Raw genomic sequence first — 17144 nt, forward strand, 5'->3', positions numbered from 1 at the left:
TTTTCGGTCGCGTAAAATGGCGCGGATGTCCGAGCCCTCACGCCCGCTGATCTCCGCCGAGATCCGCGGTGCGGCCAACCGGCTCGGCAACCTGCTCCCCGACACGCATACCAGCACGTCACCAGGCGTTTCCTGGCCCGTGCACGTGGGCGTCGTCCCCCGCCAGGCCGACTGCTACCAGGACCGCCCGGCGCCCGTCTCGCCCGGTCTCACCGTGTTCCGAGGCATGGGAGGCGTCGGCAAAACCCAAACGGCCGCCCACCACGCGCGCGCTGCCCAGCAGGACCCTGAAGTCGACCTCGTCGTGTGGATCACCGCCACCAGCCGCGAGGCCGTCCTGGCGGGCTACGCCGACGCCGCCGCGCTCCTCCAGATCGCGACCTCCGACGCGGACACCGTAATCCTGTCGTGGCTCCAGACCACGCCACGACGATGGCTGATCGTCTTGGACGACGTCGCCGACCCGTCCATGCTGCGCGACCTGTGGCCACCCGTCACCGACACCGGCCAGATCGTGGTGACCACCCGCCGCACGGATTCCGCACTCGCTCGCACCGACTCGACGCTCGTCGACGTCAAGGTCTTCACGCGCGAGCAGGCCCAGGCCTACCTCGACGCCAAACTGGCCGCCCACCCCCATCTGCGCGAGGGCAGCGCAGAGCTGGCGCAGGCCCTCGGGCACCTCCCGCTGGCCCTCGCCCAGGCAGTGGCGTACCTCGTCGACCGCGACCTGACCTGCGCCGCTTACGTCGCCCGATTCCGCGACCAGCGCCGGAAACTCAGCGCGCTCGTGCCGGAGCCGTCGGCTCTGCCGGACGACCACCAGGCTACGATCGACGTCACGTGGTCGCTGTCGATCGAGCTGGCGAACTCGCTCAAGCCGGTCGGACTCGCTCGGCCGCTGCTGCAGATCGCCTCGCTGCTCGACCCCAACGGCATTCCCGTGGAAGTGCTGACGAGCCCGCCGGTCACCGCGCGGCTGGCCGAAGTGTCCGGACACGAAGTCGACGCCGAAGCCGCCGCGGACGCGCTGCACTGCCTGCAACGGCTCAGCCTCATGGAATCAGGTGCCATGCACGCTCTCATCCAGCGTGCCACCCGTGACGACCTGACAGCAGACGATTTTCGAGCAAGCGCCCAGACTGCGGCTGACGCTCTCCACGCTCTGTGGCCGAACCACGAAGGCAATGCCCCTTTGTTGTCTTCGTTGCACGCCAACGCGTGCGCGCTCGGAGAAGTGGCACTGTCCGAAGTCGTCGAAACCGGCTGCCACCCTCTGCTGTTCGCCTACGGAGAGCATCTGGGCAAGACCGGTTTCGTCACCGAGGCACACAAGCACTACGAGCGCCTGCTCGATCGCGCAATGCCGCTGTTGGGCAGCGACCATCCCAGCATCCTTGCCATCCGCAACCACATGACCAACTGGCGCGGGGAGGCCGGGGATGCGATCGGAGCCATCGAGGAGTTCGATCGGCTGCGGGACGACTGCATCCGGGTGCTGGGTGTGGATCACATCCAGACGCTGTGGGCACGGGGCAGCAGAGCTGTGTGGCGGTTGGAGGCAGGTGACATCGATGGCGCGACGAAGGAATTCGAGGACCTGCTCAAAGATCAGACACGAATCCTGGGTCCAAACGCGCGCCAAACGTTTGGCACCCGCGCAAATCTGGCTCACTGCGCACGTACAGCAGGCGACTTCGCCGCAGCGGCCAGCGGCTATGAGCAACTGCTGTCCGACCTGATCGCCGTTCAGGGCAAAGATCATCCGGATACTCTGCTCGCTCGGAACAACCTGGCAGGCTGCAGGCGCGACGGAATGGACGAGGAAGGAGCCTTGGCGGACTGCGAAGCGCTGGTCGCTGACCAGATCCGGGTGCTCGGGCCTGAGCATCCGACCACGCTCACCACCCGCAACAATCTCGCAGGGTTGCGCGGATCGGTCGAGGACGTACGAGCAGCCATCAGCGAGTTCCAGGAACTCGCGGACGATCTGAGCAGAATCCTCGGCCCGGTTCACCCCCGCACCTTGCTGACTCGGAGCAATCTTGCCCACTGGCTGGCAAAAGCCGGCGACGTGAAAAGAGCCTTGGAGGAGAGGGAACTCGTACTGCACGACTGCTTGGAGGCGTTGGGGCCGCTGCACCCGATCACGTTCTCCAGCCGCAACAGTCTCGCATGCCTGCGTGGAACAGCAGGTGATCCTCTCGGTGCCTCACAAGAACTGGAGAAGCTCGTGGCTGACCAGCAGGCAGTGCTTGGTGCCGACCATCCCGACACCCTGTCCACCCGGAACAGCCTGGCGGGGAGCCTTCAGGACACAGGTGACCTGCCCGGATCCATCCGCGAGTTCGAACTGCTCGCCAAGGATCAGAGCCGAGTGCTGGGTGCCCGGCACCCGGACACGCTCCTGACTCGGATCGATCTGGCCAACGCCAGGGCACACGCGGGCGATTTCACGCGAGCGATCACCGAGTTCAAAGCACTCGTGGAAGACCACACGGAAGTGGCCGGCGCGGACCATCGCCAAACCCTCCGCGTCCGCCTGAGCCTAGCGATGCTGCTCGGCACCGCGTCTCAGTTCGGCAAGGCCATCCGCGTCTGCGAGCCCCTGCTGCGAGACCAGATCCGCGTGCTCGGCCCAGACCACGCCGACACGTTGGAGACCCGTGAACTGCTGGCCAATCTGCGCTACAAGACGGGTGACGTCGAGGGCGCGATCAACGAGCTGGAGCAGCTCCAAGCGGCACTGTTGCGCACCCTCATGCCCACCCACGACCGGATCACCAAGCTGAAGCGCGACATAGCCTTCCTGAAGAGATCAACCTGAGGTACGCCTCACACTCGGGAGTGGCAGCCGGGGCGCAACCCAGATTCGGGCTTGCAGGGCTGGTGAGGGTGGGGGACTCTTCTACAGTGAGTGAGGAAACGATCCAACTCGATCTCAACGAATCCGGGGTGGCCGTCGACCTGCCCTTGCCGACGAACAACCGGGACCAGGTCCAGGGCGTTCCGTACCGGCCGGTCGAATTCCGTGACGATGATCTGCCCACTGCCCTCGAACGTGCCGCCGCCTGGCTGCGGCAGACGCAGGAGTGGCTGGGTGAGCCCGTGGACGTCATCGCAGTTCATCTCGACTACGACGACACCAAGGGCAACCCGTACTACGACCTCAAGTTGCTGTGCAACGACGAGGACCTCGCGGGTGTGCCGAGGGTCATCCGAGACAACGAAAGGGCCGCTACCGGTCAGTAGCCCCTGCCAGCTACCGTTCGGAGCATGTCGGATCGCGTATATCCCCCGGTGATCGCCGCAGCGAAGCTCGCGTTCAAGCTGCTCGACCTGCGGATCACCGTCGAAGGGGCGCACCACGTCCCGCGCACCGGTGGAGCCGTGCTGGCGTCGAACCACGTCAGCTACCTCGACTTCATCTTCGCGGGCTACGGCGCACGTCCCTCGGGGCGCCTCACGCGGTTCATGGCGAAGCACGAGATCTTCGCCAACAAGATCGCAGGGCCGCTCATGCGCGGCATGCACCACATCCCCGTCGACCGGAGCGCGGGCCAGGCCTCCTTCCAGCAGGCCCTGTCCGCGCTCCGCACCGGCGAGGTCGTCGGGATCTTCCCCGAGGCCACCATCAGCCGCTCGTTCACGGTCAAGGACATCAAGTCCGGCGCGAACCGCCTGGCGCACGAGGCCGGCGTGCCGCTCATCCCCGTCGCGCTGTGGGGCACCCAGCGCCTGTGGACCAAGGGCCGGCCCAAGGACCTCACACAGCGGCACGTGCCGATCACCATCCTCATCGGCGAGCCGTTCGAGGCCTCCCCCGGTGACTCCGGCGACGCGTTGCTGCGCAAGCGGATGCAGGACCTGCTGGACAAGGCACAGGCCGACTATCCCAACGAGCCCGGTGCCTGGTGGGTCCCGGCGCACCTCGGTGGCACCGCGCCGACGCCCGAAGAGGCAACCGAACTGGATGCCAGGCGACCATAGGGACGTGACGCGCTTCCAGGTACTCGGTGAGATCTCGGTCGACGGCTCTCCGTTGGTCGTGAGGCACGGACGTGCACTCGTTGTGTTGTCGCTGCTGCTGTTGAACGCCAACCGCGTCGTGCACACAGACGTGCTGATTGACGCCATCTGGGGCGAACGACTACCGAGGAAGCCCAACGCGGCTCTCCAGAACTACGTGTACCGGCTGCGGCCGACCCTTCCCGACGACGTGCTGATCACCCGGCGCTTGAACGGGTACGTGCTGGAGGTCGCGCCCGAGTCCGTCGACGTGCACCAGTTCCGTGCGCTCGTCGCCGATGGCCGGCCGGAGGAGGCTCTGGCGCTGTGGCGAGGTGAGCCGTTCGCCGGAGTGGCAGGGCTCGAACACGAACGGACCGCACTGGCCGCCGAGCGCCTCGCGGTCGTACTCGACCTGAACGAGGCACAGCTCGGGAAGGGCGAGCACGCACCCGTGCTGGCATCTGCGCGTGAGCTGACCGAGCAACACCCGCATGACGAGCGCGTGACCAGGCAGCTCATGCGCGCGCTCGCGGCAGATGGCAGGCAAAGCGAGGCCCTGCGGGTGTACGCGACGTTGCGGCGACGCCTCGCCGACGAACTCGGTGTCGATCCAGATCCGGAAACCAGGCAGCTGTACCAACGGCTGCTCGCCCAGCTCGAACGGCCACGCGAGCTGCCTGCCGCACCGTGGTCGTTCAGCGCCCGCAGCGAGGAACTGGCCACGCTGACCGCGGTGCTCACCGCCGACGGCCCGCGCCAGGTGGTGATCAGCGGCCCCGGCGGCATCGGCAAGACCGCGCTCGCACTGCATTGGGCACACCGTGACGCGCGCTTCTTCCCGGACGGACAGCTGCACGTCGACCTGATGGGGTTCACACCATCAGGTGAACCCGTGTCTTCCGCCGAGGCACTGCACCGGCTGCTGAGCGGGCTCGGTGTCACCAAAGTGCCGGACGCCGTCGAGGCGCGGGCCGCGTTGTTCCGCAGCACCATCGCCGGCCGCCGCATGCTGCTCGTGCTGGACAACGCGATCAGCGCCGATCAGGTCACCCCGTTGCTGCCGGGCACTCCGTCGTGCGCGGTCGTGATCACCAGCAGGAACCGCCTGCACAGCCTCATCACCACGAGCGGCGCCCGCACGGTTCCGCTGGCCGAGCTCGCCCCGCAGGACGCCCGCCGACTTCTGGCCGACCGAATCGGCGCGGTGCGAGTGGCCGCCGAACCAGACGCGGTCACAACGCTCGTCACGGCGTGCGCGGGCCTGCCGCTCGCACTCGCGGTGATCGCCGGGCAGGCACAGGCACGGCCGGATTTCCCGTTGTCGTCGCTCGCGGAGGAACTGCGCGACACGTCGACCCGGCTCCGTGCCCTGGATCTCGGCTCTCCCGGCGCATCGCTGACAGCGGTGCTCGCATCGTCACACCGCACGCTGGAACCGGCGCACGCCCGCGCGTTCGGACTGCTCGCCGCGGTGCCGGGCGAAGACCTCGACACGACCTGTGCCGCAGCACTCATCGGAACGTCCACAGTGGAGGCTCGCAGCGCTCTCCGTGCGCTGGAACGGGTCTCGCTCATCGAGGAACACGCGCCCGACCGCTGGTCGATGCACGACCTCGTGCGCTTGTACGGCCAGGAGCACGCCGCACCACCGGATCTCGGCGAGGCGTTGCGAAGACTGGTGGACTTCGTGGTGCACACCGCCCATGCGGGAGACCGGATGCTCTTTCCCGGGCGCAGGGACATCGAGCTGGAGCCCACGACGGCCGACCCGCTGACGTTTCCCGACCGCGACGCCGCGATGCGGTGGTTCGACGCCGAGCACCACACCGCGGCCGCCCTGCAGAAGGTCGCCGATGACGCCGCGATCTGGCGGCTGAGCTGGGCTCTTTACACCTACTACTGGAGGACGCATGGCTCCTTCAAGAAGGTCCTGCAGATCACTCTCGCAGCTGTCGAGGCGGCGGAACGGCTCGGCGACCTCACGGCGCTCCTCCTCTCTCACCTGCTGCACGGCCAGACGCTGGTGAATGCCGGCGCTTTCGACGAAGCCGAGCACCACCTCGTTGTCGCGGTCCGCTGTGCGAAGGAGACCGGCGACGTGTGGCGGGAGACGGCCGGCTACCGCGTCCTAGGGCACCTCGAGTCGGAACGCGGCAACCCACGCGAAGCACTCGCCCAACTCCTGTTCGCGCTCGACCTGGTCCGCACACTGGACGACGCGGTGTTGGAGGCGGACCTTCTCTGCACGTCCGGCCTGTACGCCGCGCAGTGCGGTGAGCTCGAACTGGCGGAAGAGCACTGTCGCGCCGCCCTGGCGATCCAGTCTGCGGACTGCGATGACAACGGCAAGGCGCACACCCTGCACAGCCTGGGCTTCACTTTGGCCGCAGCCGGCCGGTACGAGGAGGCCGTGTCGATGTTCGAGCGCGCCATCGAGATCTTCCACGCCCAGGACAACAGTCACCACAGCGCGACCTCGTTGGACCGGCTGGGCGACGCCTGGCATGCGGCCGGTCAACCGGACCGCGCGCACGAGTGCTGGCGTCAGTCCCATGAGCTCTACCAGGCCACCGAACGCGCCGAAGCCGCTGCCGCCGTGCAGGCGAAGTTGGCCTGACCTGCGGATACAAGGTTTTCACAAGGCTCGTCGGGCACAGTGGTCAGTGCGCGCCTGGAGTGGTGAGGTTCAACTGGGGGACCTCACCGCTGCGGGCGCGGGGCTGCACCAGCACGGTGATACGGGGGACCTCCCTCCCCTAAGAGGAAGGTCACCGCGCACGGTGCAGCCCGAGGTAGAGGCCGCGGTCGGGGTTGGTCTTAGCCCCCCAGGCGCCGCTCCGACCGCCCTCTCAGGCCTCGACCGGCACTTCTTCTGGAGCAGGCGCGGGCTGCTCATCACGGGTCCGCAGCCGCTGCGAGATCACCTGCGAGATGCCGTCACCGCGCATCGAGACGCCGTACAGCGCGTCCGCGATCTCCATGGTCGGCTTCTGGTGCGTGATGATCAGCAGCTGCGACCGTTCCCGCAGCTGCTCGAACAGGCCGATCAGACGGTGCAGGTTGGTGTCGTCCAGCGCCGCCTCGACCTCGTCCATCACGTAGAACGGTGAGGGGCGGGCGCGGAAGATCGCGACCAGCATCGCGACGGCGGCCAGCGACTTCTCGCCACCGGACAGCAGGGACAGGCGCTTGACCTTCTTGCCGGGCGGGCGGGCCTCCAGCTCGATGCCGGTGGTCAGCATGTCCTCGGGCTCGGTGAGCACCAGCCGGCCCTCGCCGCCGGGGAACAGCACCTTGAAGACGACCTCGAACTCGCGCGCCACGTCCTCGTAGGCCGACGTGAAGACCTCGAGGATCTTGTCGTCGACCTCCTTCACGACGGTCAGCAGGTCGCGGCGGGTGTCCTTGATGTCCTCGAGCTGGGTGGAGAGGAACTTGTAGCGCTCCTCCAGCGCCGCGAACTCCTCCAGCGCCAACGGGTTGACCTTGCCCAGCAACGACAGGTCGCGCTCGGCGCGCTTGGCGCGGCGGGCCTGGGTGTCGCGGTCGTACGGCATCGGCTGCGGCTCGGAGACCTGCTCGCCGCGTTCCTTGGCGGCCTGGTACTCGGCCATCTCCGCGGCCGACGCGGGCACCATTACGTCGGGGCCGTACTCGTTGACGAGGTCTTCGAGGCCGATGCCGAAGTCCTCGGCGATCTTGGTCTCGAGCTGTTCGATGCGCAGGCGCTGCTCGGCGCGCAGGACCTCGTCGCGGTGCACGGCGTCGACGAGCTTCTCCAGCTCGCCGGACATCTCGCGCACCAGGTTGCGCACCTGGGTCAGCAGAAGTTCGTGCTGCGTGCGGCGCTCCTGGGCCTGGTCGCGTTCACGGGCGGCGCGTGCCAGCGAAATTTCGATGCGCTCCAACGCCTGCTCGCCGCCACGAGCAACAGCCTTCGCGACCTGGGCACCGCGCGCACGGTGCTGGGTCGCACGGGCGTGCCGTTCGCGGGCCTCACGCTCGGCGCGCGCGGCACGACGCAGACCGTCTGCCTTGCCCTGCAACGCACGTGCACGCTCCTCGGCCGTGCGCTGCACCAGACGTGCGTCCATCTCACCCTGACGCGCCTGGGCGAGCTCGGCGGCCAACGCGTCGCGCTGCTCGGTGTCCGGCTCGTCGTCGAGGGTCTGCTCCTCCTCGGCCATCAGCAGCCGCTCTTCGAGCTCGCCCAGCTTCAACAGGGCTTCCTCGCGCGACTGCTCGACCTTGGCGCGTTGGTCGGAGATGCGGGCGACCTCAGCCTCGGCCGAGCGCACAGCCGACGCCATCCGGCTCAGCCGCTCGCCGGAGCGGGCCTGGCGAACCTTGGCCTCCTGCATGGCTTCCTTGACCGCGTCGAGCACCTTGCGGCGAGCCTGCTGCTCGGCACGGGCGCCTTCCAACGCGGCGGAAGCGTGCTCCAGCGCGCGTTCGGCGTTCCCCAAGGCTTCCTGCGCCTCGTCGACGGCCGCCTGGACCTCGATGACGCTCTGGCCCTGAGCGCCGGAGCCGCCGATCGCCCAGTCCGTGCCGAAGATGTCGCCCTCACGGGTCACCGTGCGCACGTTCAACCGCGCCGCCGTGTCCAGATCCTCAACCACCGCAAGGCGATCCAACGCGCGAGCCAGCGCCGGCCGCAACGCCTCGGGCGCGTGCACGACGTCGATCGCCCACCGCGCGCCGTAGGGCAGCTGACCCCAGGCCGACGTGTCCACAGTGGACCCGTAGGAGCCGATCAGCACACCGGCGCGACCGGCGTCCTTCTCCTTCAACAGCTTCAACGCCTGCAGCGCGCCGTCGCCGGAGGAAACCGCGACGGCGTCGGCGATCGGGCCGAGCGCGGCCGCCAGCGCGACCTCGAAACCGGGCTCGACGGTCAGCAGCGCGGCAACGGAACCCAGCAGGCCGGGCACGTCGGACGCGAGGAGCGCACCCGCGCCGTCCTTGCGGGTCAAGCCCAACGACAGCGCGTCGACGCGCGCACGCCACGACGCGATGTCGCGTTCCGCGGTGCGCTCAGCCTTCACCAGTTCCTCGACGCGCTGCCGTGCCGCGTCGTTGGCCTGCACGGCATGACGGTGACGTTCGTCGAGGTCGTTGTCGCCCTCGTCCTCGTAGCCGGTGACTGCCTGTGCCTCGGCCAGTTCGATCGATGCGAACTCGACGCGTTCGGTGGCCTCGGCGAGCGTGCCGGAAAGTCGTTCGATCTCCTCGGCGGTCGCGTTCGTCTTGCTGCGCAACGCCTCCACCTGACCGGAGAGCCGGGCGAGGCCCTCCCGGCGGTCGGCGATCGCGCGGACGGCGGCGATGTGCGCCTTCTCCGCCTGCGAGACCATGCGCTCCAGCTCCGACCGCGTCTCCACGGCCTCGGCCAGCGCGATGCGCGCCTCGGTCACGCCCTCCTGGAGCTCCAGCTCCATCTGGGCGGTCTCCTCGGCCTCGCGCTCCAGGTCGTCGGGGTCACGGCCACGCGACGGCGCGTCCACGTCGGCGGACAGGTGCCGGGCACGTTCGGCGGCCAGCCGCACGGTGCCGCGGAGGCGTTCCTCCAAAGCGGACAGCCGGTACCAGGTGTCCTGCGCGGCCTGCAGCTTCGGCGTGTCGGCGGCGACGCGCTCCTCCAGCTCGTTCTGCTGGTACTGCGCGGCCTGCAACGACTTCTCGACCTCGGCGCGACGCTCGCGGGCCTTCGCCTCGTCGTGTTCCTCCTGCGCGATGGCTTCCCGTTGCGTGACGAGGTCGTCGGCGAGCAGGCGGAGTTTGCTGTCCCGCAGCTCGGACTGCACGACCTGGGCGCGGCGGGCGATCTCGGCCTGCTTGCCCAACGGCTTGAGCTGGCGGCGGAGTTCTGAGGTGAGGTCGGTGAGGCGCGTCAGGTTCGCCTGCATCGCCTCGAGCTTGCGCAGCGCCTTTTCCTTGCGCTTGCGGTGTTTGAGGACGCCGGCGGCCTCTTCGATGAAGGCTCGGCGTTCCTCCGGTTTGGACTCGAGGATCGCGGCGAGCTGGCCCTGACCGACGATCACGTGCATCTCGCGGCCGATGCCGGAGTCCGAGAGCAGCTCCTGGATGTCCATGAGGCGGCACGAGTTGCCGTTGATCTCGTACTCGGTGGCACCCTCGCGGAACATCCGGCGGGTGATCGACACCTCGGTGTACTCGATCGGGAGCATGCCGTCGGAGTTGTCGATCGTGAGCGTCACCTCGGCGCGACCGAGCGGCGCGCGGCCGGACGTGCCGGCGAAGATGACGTCCTCCATCTTGCCGCCGCGCAGGTCCTTGGCGCCCTGCGTGCCCATCACCCAGCGCAGCGCGTCGAGCACGTTGGACTTGCCGGACCCGTTGGGGCCGACCACACAGGTGATGCCGGGCTCGAAGCGCAGCGTGGTAGCCGAGGCGAAGGACTTGAAGCCCTTCAGCGTCAGGCTCTTGAGATGCACGCCGGGCAGAGTACCCAAACGCTTGCGGGTGATGCGTTAGGCAGGCCGTGACCTGCGTTTCTATGGACGGAGAGTAACCAACAATCCTGATTCGTCCGACACTTCCAGGCGATCGATCTGATCTATCCGGAACGACGTCGAACCCGGAATCCGCTCGTCAGGCCCATGATCGGAACCCCACCAGCCACCGATCTCCCGCTGACCCTGCCGGTCGAACACGATGACCTTGCAGCGCGCACCCGGCTTGACGTCACCGAGCTTGAACCACATCTCGGTGCCCCAGGACTTCGAGACCATCGAGACCTCGCCGTCCACCCCGGTGCCCGAGTCCGTGGCGGCCCAGGTCGGCGCAGGTGAGGAGGGTGCCGGACGCAGGAAGAAGAGTCCTCCGGCCAGCGCGAGCAACACCAGGACGGCCGCGCACGCGATCAGCACGCGCCGCTGGCGGTGGGGTTCGGGCGGGCAGGACGGGATCTCGTCGAGGTTCTCGACGTCCTCCAGGCTCAGCCGGCCGAGCAGGCCCGGCAGCGGGGCGAGCCTGAGCATCTCGGCCTGACAGGCGGCACAGCCCGACAGGTGGCGTTCGAACGCGGACCGTTCCTTGAGGTCGAGCGATCCGAAGAGGTAGGCGCCGACGTCGACGGTGTGCTGGCAGCTCACGCCTCGGTCACCCCTCTCTCTTCCAGTGCGTCGCGCAGCGCTCGCAGTGCGTAGAAGCAGCGCGACTTGACCGTGCCCGGCGGGATGCCGAGCGTCTTGGCGGCCTCCGCGACGGTGCGGCGGCGGTAGTACAGCTCGATGACGACCGTCCGGTGCTCTGGCGTGAGCGCCCGCAGCGCCGACGCGATCTGCCACGTCTGCAGCACGTGCTCGACCTTGTCGCTGACCGGCGGCAGGTCCACCGGTTCGAGCGGCACCTCGGTCGCACGTGCGTTGCGGCGGCGGTACCCGGAGATCACCAGGTTGCGGGCGACCGTGTAGAGCCACGGTGCCGCGTCGTCCGGGTTCAGCTCGTCGTAGTGCCGCCACGCGCGGAGCAAGGTCTCCTGCACAACGTCCTCAGCCTGCTGGTAGTCGCCGTCGACCAGCCGCAGCACGTAGTGCAGCAGCGGGCCTCTCCAGCGGTCGTAGAGCTGAATGAGGACGTCTTCGGCGGAGTCCACGCTCCCTTACTACGCCACCTCTTTCCGAAAGGTTCAGCGCTCGACGAACCCGCTCAGATCGCCTCGCGCCTCGGACCACTGCTCACCGACCGATTCGACGTGACCGGGGGTTTCACCCGAACGGAGAGCATTGAGCAGTTGTTCACACTTCTCGCGAGGACCCTCGGCAACGACCTCGACCCGCCCGTCCGGCCGGTTCGAAGCGCTGCCGACCAGGCCCAGTTCTAGCGCCCTGGCTCGCGTCCACCAGCGAAAACCGACTCCCTGAACCCGTCCTCGCACCCACGCGTTTAGTCGCACGTCCACCCCCGAATGGTTGCGTAGTCACCCAAGGTGACCGAAGACGCACTCGGGGCTTATCACCCATTAGTGGTACGGTGCCGAGCCGTGAGTGCCCGCAGCCTCTTACTCGGCCTGCTGATCGGTGCAACCGGCGTCGGCGGTCTCGCCGTCACCGGTACCTCTCCTCTCGGCATCAGCTTCACGAACGCCGCGCAGCAGGAGACCACCGACGCAGCGAACCAGTTCGGCACCGGCAACGCAGCAGCAGCCCCCAACAGACAGACGCCCACCGACCAGACCGGTGCAGGCACCCAGACCGAATCGCCGTCTTCTACCGCTCCCACCACCTCGTCGACGACGGCGACCCCCTCTTCCTCTTCTTCTTCGTCAGCGGCTCCCACCACCACGACGACCCCTCCCGAAGCGCCGCAGCCGCCCGCCCAGCCGCCGCAGCAGCCGGGGAACAAGACCCCGGAGCAGGCCGTCCTGGAGCTCGTGAACGACCAGCGCGCCGCGAAGGGCTGCAAGGCCCTCGTCATCGACGACCGCATCACCACCGCCGCGCAGGGCCACAGCACGGACATGGCCAACAAGGGCTACTTCGACCACGTGTCGCGGCCCGAAGGTACGACGTTCGCCCAGCGCATGAAGAACGCGGGCTACCCGAAGCCCGGCGGCGAGAACATCGCGATGGGCTACCCGACGCCGGCAGCGGTGATGGACGGCTGGATGAAGTCCCAGGGCCACCGCGAAAACATCCTGAACTGTGAATTCACCGCCATGGGCGTCGGTCTCGACACCCGCGGCAACTACTGGACCCAGAACTTCGGCTACTGACGGTTGAGCAGGGGAAACTTCGTGTACGAGAGCCCGGAACCGGACTCGCGCTCGCGCTTTCGCGGTGCACCGCAGATCATCCTCGCCGCGTCCGGCGTCGTTCTGGCGACTGTGTTCGCCGCCGTCGCGTCGCTCGCGGCCGGTTCGGACAGCGCCTCCGAGACCCCATCGACCCAGCCACCGCGCAAGGAGGCCGTGCGCGACGCCCTGAGCATCGTGCCGACGTCCAGCCCCACCACCTCGTCGGTCGAGCAGACGTCGTCCTCCACCGGAGAGACGACGACGTCGACCACCACGACGACGAAGAAGCCGACGCGCGTCACGACCATCACGCGTCCTGACGGCACGACGACGACCGTCACGACCGATGACCCGCCGCCGGTCGTCACGTCTTCGTCGACCACCACGACCACTACGACGACGACAACCACCACGACCACGACCACTACGACGACGAACCCGGACCCAACGAGTTCGCAGCCGTAGGGTTACGCCCGTCACCGCCCAGTGACGCAGAGCTACACGAACGTGTGGCGTCACTGAGGCTTTGGTGCGTTTCCGCCGATAACTCGAACGCAAGTCCATCCGACCGGGTTTCCCACGAGGAGATGGGTGTGTTCGAGGAAGATCATCCGCAGTCACCAACCGACGCCGACGCCGCGCCGCCGAAGAAGCGGGTGGGCACGGCCGTGCTGCTGGCTGCGGGCGGGGTGGTGGTGGCGACCCTGTTCGCCACGGTCGCGTCCATGCTCGCCGCGTCCGGCCACGAGGCAAACCCGGAGCGCAAGTCCGCGGACGTCGTGGAGACCATCACCAGCGTGGCTCCGGACGGCAGCACGAGCACCGTCGTCGTCACGGTGTCGTCGAGCGCGGGCAAGTCGTCGGCCACGCCGGACCGCAAGCAGGCCGCACGCCCCAACGAGCAGCCCAAGCCGGACGCTCCGGTGCAGCAGCCGCAGCTGACGACGAACCCGGCCCAGCCGACCGGGACGCAGAGCAGCCCGCCGACGTCGTGGACCGAACCGCCGGCTTCCTCTTCTTCGGCGTCGTCGACGACCACGCCGCCGGCATCGTCCACGTCGTCGAGTTCGTCGCAGGCCCCGACGCCCTAGGGCTCGAACCGGTAGCCCATCCCGGGCTCGGTCAGCAGGTGCCGCGGCCGGGCCGGTTCCGGCTCCAGCTTCCGCCGCAGCTGCGCCAGGTAGACCCGCAGGTAGTGCGTTTCCCTCTCGTACGCCGGTCCCCACACGTCCCGCAGCAGCTGCTTCTGCGCGACGAGCTTCCCGGTGTTGCGCGCCAGCACCTCCAGCAGACCCCACTCGGTGGGCGTGAGGTGCACCTCGGCCCCGTCCTTGAGCACCCGCTTGGCCGCCAGGTCCACCGTGAACGAGGCCGTCTGCACGACCGGCTCGTCCTCGGGGCCTGCGACGGCCGAGCGGCGGACGGCGGCGCGCAACCGGGCCAGCAGCTCGTCCATGCCGAACGGTTTCGTCACGTAGTCGTCGGCGCCGGCGTCGAGCGCGTCGACCTTGTCGGTCGAGTCGGTGCGGGCGGACAGCACGATGATCGGCAGCGTGGTCCAGCCGCGCAGTCCGGCGATGACGTCCGTGCCGTCCATGTCCGGCAATCCCAGGTCGAGGACCACCACGTCGGGTTTGCCGTCGGCGGCGATCTTCAGCGCGGTGACGCCGTCGTGGGCCGTGAGCACCTCGTAGCCGCGGGCCGAGAGGTTGATCCGCAGCGCGCGCACGATCTGCGGTTCGTCGTCGACCACCAGTACCTTCGTCACGAAACCCTCTCATCCACCGGGAGCGAGATCACCACGGTGAGGCCGCCACCGGGCGTGTCCTCCATCGTGATCGTGCCGTCCATCGCCTCGGTGAAGCCCTTCGCCACGCTCAGACCGAGACCAACGCCACCCGGCGTGCGGTCGCCGAGGCGCTGGAACGGGGCGAACACCTGCTCCGCGGTGTCACGCGGCAGGCCACGGCCGTGGTCGACGACGCGCAGCTCCACGTCGTCGCCGTGCGCGGACGCCCGCAACACCACCGCGCCGGCGTAACGGAGCGCGTTGCCGACGACGTTCGCGATCACCCGTTCGAGGAGCCCGACGTCGGCGCGGACGGGCGGCAGCGCCTCGGGGACGTCGACCTCGATGTCGCCGTTCAGGCCGCTCAACGCCCGTGCCACGGCCTCGTAGTAGCCGACGGCGCGGAACTGCGGCTCCACGGCGCCCGTGGCGAGGCGGGAGGAGTCGAGCAGGTTGTCGACCAGCCCGGTGAGCCGGTCCGCGGACTCCTCGACTGCCTCCAGCAGCTCGGCGGTGTCCTCGTCGGACAGCGTCAGCTCCGGGTCGCGCAACGAGCCGACCGAGGCCTTGATCGAGGTCAGCGGCGTGCGGAGGTCGTGGCCGACGGCGCTCAGCAACGCGGTCCGCAGCTCGGCCCTTCCCGCCTGGCGCTGGGTTTCAAGCGCCTGCTCGGTCAGGCGCTGTTGCCGCAACGCGAGCAGCGCCTGGCCCGCGGCCGCCTCCAGAACGCGGCGGTCGGACGCGGGCAGCGAGCGGCCGCGCAACGCGAGGTGCACGTCCGGAGTCACCGCGACGTCGACGTCCGCCTCGTCGGGCTCGTCACACGGGCTCGCCCCGACGCACGCGACGCGCGTCCACTCGCCGTCGACGCGTTCGAGCAGCGCGGCGGACGAGAGGCCGAAGTTCTCCTTCACCTTTTCCAACAGCCGTGCGAGCGGATACGGGTTCGTCAGCACGGTGCGCGCGTACGACGCGAGCAGCGTGGCCTCGGTACGTGCGCGCGCTGCTTGCGCGGCGCGACGTGCGGCGTAGTCCACGACCAACGCCGTGGAGACGCCCACGATGATCATCGCGATGAAGGTGAGCACGTTCTGCTGCGCGTCGATCGTGAACGTGTAGAGGGGCTCGGTGAAGAAGAAGTTCAGCAGCAACGCGTTGAGCAGCGCTGCCGCGATCGCCGGGCCCAGCCCGCCGACGATCGCGACCACGAGCGTGACCAGCAGGTAGCCGATGACGTTCGTGGAGAAGTTCAGGCTGCCCCGCATCGACGCGCCAGCCGCCGCCACCAGCGCGGGACCGGCGACCGCGAGGAACCAGCCCCACGCGAGCCTGCTCGGCTTGAGCGGGCTGCTCGCGAACCGTGCACGCCAACCGTTGCTCGTCGCCGCGTGCGTGACCATGTGGACGTCGATCGCGCCGGACTCCTGCACGACCGTGGAGCCGATACCGGCCGAGAACACGCGCGCGAAGCGTGAACGGCGTGATGTGCCGACCACGAGCTGCGTGGCGTTCACACCGCGCGAGAACTCCAGCAGTGCCGTCGGGACGTCATCGCCGACGACCGTGTGGAACGTGGCGCCAACATCTTCGGTGAGCTTGCGGTACTTCGTCAGTGCGTGCGGGTCAGCTCCTGCAAGCCCGTCACCGCTGAGCACGTGCACGACGAGAAGATCGCCACCCGCGCGCGTGGCGATGCGGCGCGCGCGTCGGATGAGCGTCTCGCTCTCCGCGCCGCCGGTGATGGCGACGACAACACGTTCGCGCGTCTCCCACGTGTCGGTGATCTGCTGCTCGGTCCGGTAGCGCATCAGGGCGACATCGACCTGGTCCGCGACCCAGAGCAGCGCCAGCTCGCGGAGCGCGGTGAGGTTGCCGACGCGGAAGTAGTTGCCGAGCGCCGCGTCGATCTTGTCGGCCGCGTAGACGTCACCGTGGGCGAGCCTGCGCCGCAACGCCTCCGGGGTGAGGTCGACGAGCTGCATCTGGTCGGCTTTCCTGACGACTTCGTCAGGAACGGTTTCCTGCTGCGGTACGCCCGTTATGCGGTGCACGACGTCGTTGAGCGATTCCAGGTGCTGCACGTTGACGGTCGAGAGCACGTCAATCCCGGCGTCGAGGAGTTCCCCGACGTCTTGCCACCTTTTTGCATTACGGGATCCGGGCACGTTCGTGTGCGCGAGTTCGTCGACGACGGCCACCTCGGGCGCGCGGGCCAGCACCGCGTCGACGTCCATCTCGGTGAGTTCGACGCCGCGGTGCGCGGAGTGCCTGCGCGGGACGATTTCCAGGCCCTCGACCAGTTCGGCGGTCTTGACGCGCCCGTGGGACTCCACAAATCCGATGACCACATCTGTGCCGCGTTCCCGACGCCTGCGCGCCTCGCCGAGCATCGCGAACGTCTTGCCGACACCGGGAGCAGCGCCGAGGTAGATGCGGAGCTCACCACGCCTGGGTTTCGCACTACTCACCGGACCAGTCTGCTCCTGGCCCCGCGTGGGCTGTTCGGGGGTACGCACTGCGCCGCCCGGCCATACACGTGCTCCTTCCCACACCTTTGGCCGCAGATCTGTCTTGTTGAATCAT

13 protein-coding genes are annotated in these 17144 nt (G+C 68.5%); 6 read left to right on the forward strand and 7 right to left on the reverse strand.

The genetic code is table 11. The features are described from left to right. Positions 1 to 25: 25 nt before the first annotated feature. From DI276_RS03985 to DI276_RS04000, 4 genes are all read left to right on the forward strand, one after another. Positions 26 to 2827 (forward strand): tetratricopeptide repeat protein, encoded by a 2802-nt coding sequence (locus DI276_RS03985; protein ID WP_198680448.1) that lies wholly within the window; start codon positions 26 to 28, stop codon positions 2825 to 2827. A gap of 86 nt (positions 2828 to 2913) precedes the next feature. Further along, a complete protein-coding gene (locus tag DI276_RS03990) occupies positions 2914 to 3252 on the forward strand; it encodes a hypothetical protein (protein ID WP_112261903.1) in 339 nt (112 codons plus the stop codon). 24 nt (positions 3253 to 3276) lie between these two features. Beyond that, positions 3277 to 3990, forward strand: coding sequence for a lysophospholipid acyltransferase family protein (locus tag DI276_RS03995; protein WP_112261904.1), 714 nt, complete (start codon positions 3277 to 3279; stop codon positions 3988 to 3990). A gap of 4 nt (positions 3991 to 3994) precedes the next feature. After that, positions 3995 to 6628 (forward strand): AfsR/SARP family transcriptional regulator, encoded by a 2634-nt coding sequence (locus DI276_RS04000; RefSeq protein ID WP_198680449.1) that lies wholly within the window; start codon positions 3995 to 3997, stop codon positions 6626 to 6628. Positions 6629 to 6860: 232 nt separating this feature from the next. Here DI276_RS04000 and smc read toward each other — a convergent pair whose 3' ends face one another. From smc to DI276_RS04020, 4 genes are read right to left on the reverse strand one after another with little or no spacing between them, the layout of a single operon-like run. Beyond that, on the reverse strand, positions 6861 to 10469 hold the full coding sequence (smc, locus tag DI276_RS04005; protein ID WP_112261906.1) for a chromosome segregation protein SMC: 3609 nt from the start codon (positions 10467 to 10469) through the stop codon (positions 6861 to 6863). 60 nt (positions 10470 to 10529) lie between these two features. After that, positions 10530 to 11129: an anti-sigma factor family protein gene (locus DI276_RS04010; protein WP_112261907.1), complete on the reverse strand. Its 600-nt coding sequence runs from the start codon at positions 11127 to 11129 to the stop codon at positions 10530 to 10532. Further along, positions 11126 to 11632, reverse strand: coding sequence for a sigma-70 family RNA polymerase sigma factor (locus tag DI276_RS04015; protein ID WP_112261908.1), 507 nt, complete (start codon positions 11630 to 11632; stop codon positions 11126 to 11128). Before DI276_RS04015 ends, DI276_RS04010 begins: the two co-directional genes overlap by 4 nt. A 33-nt stretch (positions 11633 to 11665) precedes the next feature. Next, the gene (locus DI276_RS04020) at positions 11666 to 11938 is read right to left on the reverse strand and encodes an acylphosphatase (RefSeq protein WP_112261909.1); all 273 of its coding nucleotides are present in this window, start codon (positions 11936 to 11938) and stop codon (positions 11666 to 11668) included. 81 nt (positions 11939 to 12019) lie between these two features. On the opposite strand from DI276_RS04020, the gene DI276_RS04025 reads away from it, so the two are divergent. Beyond that, complete coding sequence (locus DI276_RS04025; RefSeq protein ID WP_232836436.1) at positions 12020 to 12751, forward strand: CAP domain-containing protein; 732 nt, start codon at positions 12020 to 12022, stop codon at positions 12749 to 12751. Here DI276_RS04025 and DI276_RS04030 read toward each other — a convergent pair. Further along, a complete protein-coding gene (locus DI276_RS04030; RefSeq protein ID WP_157984504.1) occupies positions 12745 to 13191 on the reverse strand; it encodes a hypothetical protein in 447 nt (148 codons plus the stop codon). The genes DI276_RS04025 and DI276_RS04030 overlap by 7 nt on opposite strands. 174 nt (positions 13192 to 13365) lie before the next feature. Between DI276_RS04030 and DI276_RS04035 the strand changes: the two genes are divergently transcribed. Then, positions 13366 to 13863: a hypothetical protein gene (locus tag DI276_RS04035; protein WP_157984505.1), complete on the forward strand. Its 498-nt coding sequence runs from the start codon at positions 13366 to 13368 to the stop codon at positions 13861 to 13863. Here DI276_RS04035 and DI276_RS04040 read toward each other — a convergent pair. Beyond that, positions 13860 to 14540 (reverse strand): response regulator, encoded by a 681-nt coding sequence (locus tag DI276_RS04040; protein ID WP_112261912.1) that lies wholly within the window; start codon positions 14538 to 14540, stop codon positions 13860 to 13862. The genes DI276_RS04035 and DI276_RS04040 overlap by 4 nt on opposite strands. Then, a complete protein-coding gene (locus DI276_RS04045; RefSeq protein WP_112261913.1) occupies positions 14537 to 17029 on the reverse strand; it encodes a sensor histidine kinase in 2493 nt (830 codons plus the stop codon). The genes DI276_RS04040 and DI276_RS04045 overlap by 4 nt, the downstream gene beginning before the upstream one ends. Positions 17030 to 17144 lie beyond the last annotated feature (115 nt).

The organism is Lentzea terrae (assembly GCF_003265345.1).
Classification (GTDB): Bacteria; Actinomycetota; Actinomycetes; order Mycobacteriales; family Pseudonocardiaceae; genus Lentzea; species Lentzea terrae.